The following is a 4039-nucleotide window of genomic DNA, read 5'->3' on the forward strand; positions in this document are numbered from 1 at the left end:
ACCCGGGGGGCCCCCCCCCCCCCCCCACCCCCACAACCACCCGATCCGGGCGCGACTGGGGTTTTATGGGGTCGTTGACGTGTGTGCGAACTAGTGCTTCTCGGCGCCGATGTAGTACTCGAACACCAGGCCGGCGGCCGCGGTGAGCACGAGTACGACTCCGAGGGCGATCAGCCACATCTGGAAGAACGCCAGGCCCAGCGCGGTCACCGAACCGGCGGCGGCCAGGGTGATGGGCCAGAAGCTACCGGGCGAGAAGAAGCCCAGGTCACCGGCGCCGTCGACGATCTCGGCCTCCTCGTAGTCCTCGGGCCGCAGGTCGATGCGGCGCGCGACGAACCGGAAGTAGGTGCCGATGATCAGCGACAGGCCCGCGGTCAGCACGATCGCGGTGGTACCGGCCCATTCGATGCCGGTGCGCGACTGCGCGGTGAAGAAACCGTAGACGATGCCCACCAGGATGAAGAACGCCGTGAGCAGTTCGAAGATCCGCGCTTCGATCCTCATATCAGAATCCTCACTTGCTCTCGTTCACCGAAGCGCTCTTGATATCGCGCTTGGTGTTGAAGGGGTACGTGGAGGTGGCCACCGGCGACTCGCCGATCGACTCGAGGGCCTCACCGTTGGTCTTGCCGTCGATGCGCGCCTGCATGTACTTGGCGTACTTCTCCGGCGAGACCGCGCGGACCTCGAAGTTCATCATCGAGTGGTAGGTGCCGCACATCTCGGCGCAGCGGCCGACGAACGCGCCTTCCTTCTCGATCTCGGAGATCTGGAAGACGTTGTCGGACTGGTTTTCCTTCGGGTTCGGCATCACGTCGCGCTTGAACATGAACTCCGGCACCCAGAAGGCGTGGATCACGTCGGCGGCGGCGAGCTGAAACTCGATGCGCTTGCCGGTCGGCAGCACCAGGACGGGGATCTCGTCGCTGGAGCCGATGGTCTCGACCTTGTCGTAGTGCAGGTACGAGAGCAGGTCGTTGGCCGGCTTGCCGTGCAGCGGACCCGGCTGCGGGTGACCCTCTTCGTTCTTGCGCTCGGCGTACTCGGCCAGCTGCTCCTGGTTGATCAGCTCACGCTCGGAGTCGATGCCGTTCCAGGTCAGCCCGCCGACATTGTTGATGTTGCGGTAGCCGAACTTCCAGTTCCACTGGAAGGCGGTCACGTCGACGGTGACATCCGGGTTGTCCGTCTTCTCGTGCACGTAGTTCTGCACGACCACGGTGAAGTAGAACAGCACCGCGATGATCACGAACGGGATCGCCGTGTAGGTCAGCTCCAGCGACACGTTGTAGCCCGTCTGGCGCGGGAACTCCGGGGAGTCCTTGCGCTTGCGGTGCATGATGACGGTCCAGAAGGTCAGACCCCAGACCAGCACGCCCATGGCGAGCGCGGCCAGCACGGACCAGGTCCACAGCTCCCGCATCCGGGTGGCCTGCGGCGTGATGCCCGAGGGCCAGCCGAACCGCAGCCATACATTGTCGATCGAGCAGCCCGAGACGAGGACGGCAGTGATCCCCAAGGACACCGCCAGCCCGGCCCGTCGAAGGATGCGGCCCTGCCGACCCCGAACGGGTCGTGCCCCGATCTCTTCGCTCGCCTTGTGCGCCACGCTCACGCCTTCCTGGTCGCTACACATTCCGACACATTGCGTCGTCCGGGCCGCGATCCGCCCGTTCCGACACCGCTTTCAAGCACGTTTCAGGCCGCCCTCGAGTATTGCCGCTGTGACGCCTGCACACCTGAGAAGGACCTGAGTACTACGCAGCGTAGACCAAAGCGGGCGCTGACTTGTCGCGGGGTCGCATTCGACACTCCGCCGCGACCGCGCCGGATGCGGCGACCTGCGGTTTGCCGCCCCCAGCGCGTCGCGGCGGCCGTGGCGACGGGTTGCGCGCGGCGCGTCGTGCGGGTGTGCGGCATACTCGGACACAGCGTTTGGGCCCGGAAGTGGCCACCCCATCATCGAACGAGAGAAGGTTGCCGACACCGTGTGCGGACTGCTCGGATTCCTGACAGCTGATACGGCGACGACCGAGGTGGTCGATCAGGTGTACGACGCGCTGCACTGCCAGCGGCACCGTGGCCCGGATGAGAAGGGCACCTGGCACGACGATCACATGATCTTCGGCTTCAACCGCCTCTCGATCATCGATATCGAGCACTCGCACCAGCCGCTGCGCTGGGGCCCCGCCGAGAACCCGCAGCGCTACGCGATGACGTTCAACGGCGAGATCTACAACTACCTGGAACTGCGCGAACAGCTGGCCGCCGAGCACGGCGCCGAGTTCCCCGACGGCAAGATCTTCGCCACCGACGGCGACGGCGAGTCCATCGTGGCCGCCTTCCACTTCTGGGGCCCCGAGGCCGTGCGCAAGCTGCGCGGCATGTTCGCCTTCGCGATCTGGGACACCGAGACCCAGGAGCTGTTCCTGGCGCGCGACCCCTTCGGCATCAAGCCGCTGTTCTACGCGACCGGCCCCGGCGGCACCGCCTTCGCCAGTGAGAAGAAGAGCGTCCTCGAACTCCTGGACCCGCTCGGTGTATCCGACGATCTCGACCCGCGCGCGCTCGAGCACTACACGGTGCTGCAGTACGTGCCGGAGCCCGAGTCGCTGCACAAGAACATCCGCCGCCTGGAATCCGGCACCTACGCCACGGTGAAGGTCGGGCAGGAGCCGAAGGCCACCCGCTACTTCCGTCCCGACTTCCGGGTCCGCCCGTTCGCCCCGGCGACCGCACGGCGAGCCGGAGGCGGTAGCGGAGCGTGGCCACGGAGGCTCTCGAGCGGTCGCCGAATCGACACAGACGCCGCGCAGGCCCGCTACGCCGAGATCGCCGCCGCGCTCGAGGACTCGGTCGCCAAGCACATGCGCGCCGATGTCACCGTCGGCTCTTTCCTGTCCGGCGGCATCGACTCCACCGCCATCGCGGCGCTGGCGATGCGGCACAACCCGAAGCTGATCACCTTCACCACCGGTTTCGAGCGCGAGGGCTACTCCGAGGTCGACGTGGCCGCCGAGAGCGCCGAGCTGATCGGCGCGCGTCACATCGTCAAGGTGGTCTCCCCCGCCGAGTTCGCCGCCGCCATCCCGGAGATCGTCTGGTACCTCGACGACCCGGTCGCCGACCCGGCGCTGGTGCCGCTGTACTTCGTGGCCAAGGAGGCCCGCAAGCACGTCAAGGTGGTGCTCTCCGGTGAGGGCGCCGACGAGCTGTTCGGCGGCTACACCATCTACCGGGAGCCGTTGTCGCTCAAGCCCTTCGAGTACCTGCCCGCCGGGCTGCGCAAGCTCGTGGGCACGCTCGGCGACAAGATCCCCGACGGCAAGCGCGGCAAGTCCCTGCTGCAGCGCGGGTCGCTCACCCTCGAGGACCGCTACTACGGCAACGCCCGCAGCTTCAACGACGCGCAGCTGCGCTCGGTGCTGCGCGAGTTCCGCCCCGAGTGGACCCACCAGGACGTCACCGCCCCCATCTACGCCCAGTCCGCGGGCTGGGACCCGGTCGCCCGCATGCAGCACCTCGACCTGTTCACCTGGCTGCGCGGCGACATCCTGGTCAAGGCCGACAAGATGACCATGGCCAACTCCCTGGAACTGCGCGTGCCGTTCCTGGACAACGAGGTCATGCGCGTCGCCCAGGGCCTGCCCTACGACCAGAAGATCACCAAGGAGACCTCCAAGTACGCGCTGCGCCAGGCGCTGGACGGGATCGTCCCCGACCACGTCCTCAACCGCGCCAAGCTCGGCTTCCCGGTCCCCCTGCGACACTGGCTGCGCGGCACCGAACTCTACGACTGGGCCGAAACCCAGATCGCGGAATCCCAGACCGACCACCTGCTGAACAAGCAGGCCATCCTGCGGATGCTGCGCGACCACCGCGCCGGCGTCTCCGACCATAGCCGCCGCCTCTGGACCCTGCTGGTCTTCATGGTCTGGCATGGCATCTTCGTCGAGGACCGGATCAAGCCGGAGATCCAGGAGCCGGTGTACCCGGTGTCCCTGTAGGACCCCCGAAGCCGAACGCCCCCTCGATC

General features: G+C 66.9%; 3 protein-coding genes. 1 reads left to right on the top strand and 2 read right to left on the bottom strand.

What is annotated here, in order from left to right; genetic code table 11:
- Positions 1-90: 90 nt before the first annotated feature.
- Entirely contained in the window at positions 91-507 is a 417-nt protein-coding gene (locus ACFWPJ_RS26615; protein WP_378855288.1) for a cytochrome c oxidase subunit 4, read from the bottom strand.
- A 10-nt stretch (positions 508-517) separates the two neighbouring features.
- Entirely contained in the window at positions 518-1639 is a 1122-nt protein-coding gene (locus ACFWPJ_RS26620) for a cytochrome c oxidase subunit II (RefSeq protein WP_378855290.1), read from the bottom strand.
- Between the two features lie 352 nt (positions 1640-1991).
- Between ACFWPJ_RS26620 and asnB the strand changes: the two genes are divergently transcribed.
- A complete protein-coding gene (asnB, locus tag ACFWPJ_RS26625; protein WP_378855292.1) occupies positions 1992-4010 on the top strand; it encodes an asparagine synthase (glutamine-hydrolyzing) in 2019 nt (672 codons plus the stop codon).
- Positions 4011-4039: the final 29 nt, after the last annotated feature.

Origin of the sequence: Nocardia sp. NPDC058497 (assembly GCF_042720195.1) — a bacterium.
Classification (GTDB): Bacteria; Actinomycetota; Actinomycetes; order Mycobacteriales; family Mycobacteriaceae; genus Nocardia.

Bases quoted from the DNA above. Each gene is read 5' to 3' on its own strand.
- ACFWPJ_RS26615 (WP_378855288.1), bottom strand. From the start codon at position 507: ATGAGGATCGAAGCGCGGATCTTCGAACTGCTCACGGCGTTCTTCATC.
- ACFWPJ_RS26620 (WP_378855290.1), bottom strand. From the start codon at position 1,639: ATGTGTAGCGACCAGGAAGGCGTGAGCGTGGCGCACAAGGCGAGCGAA.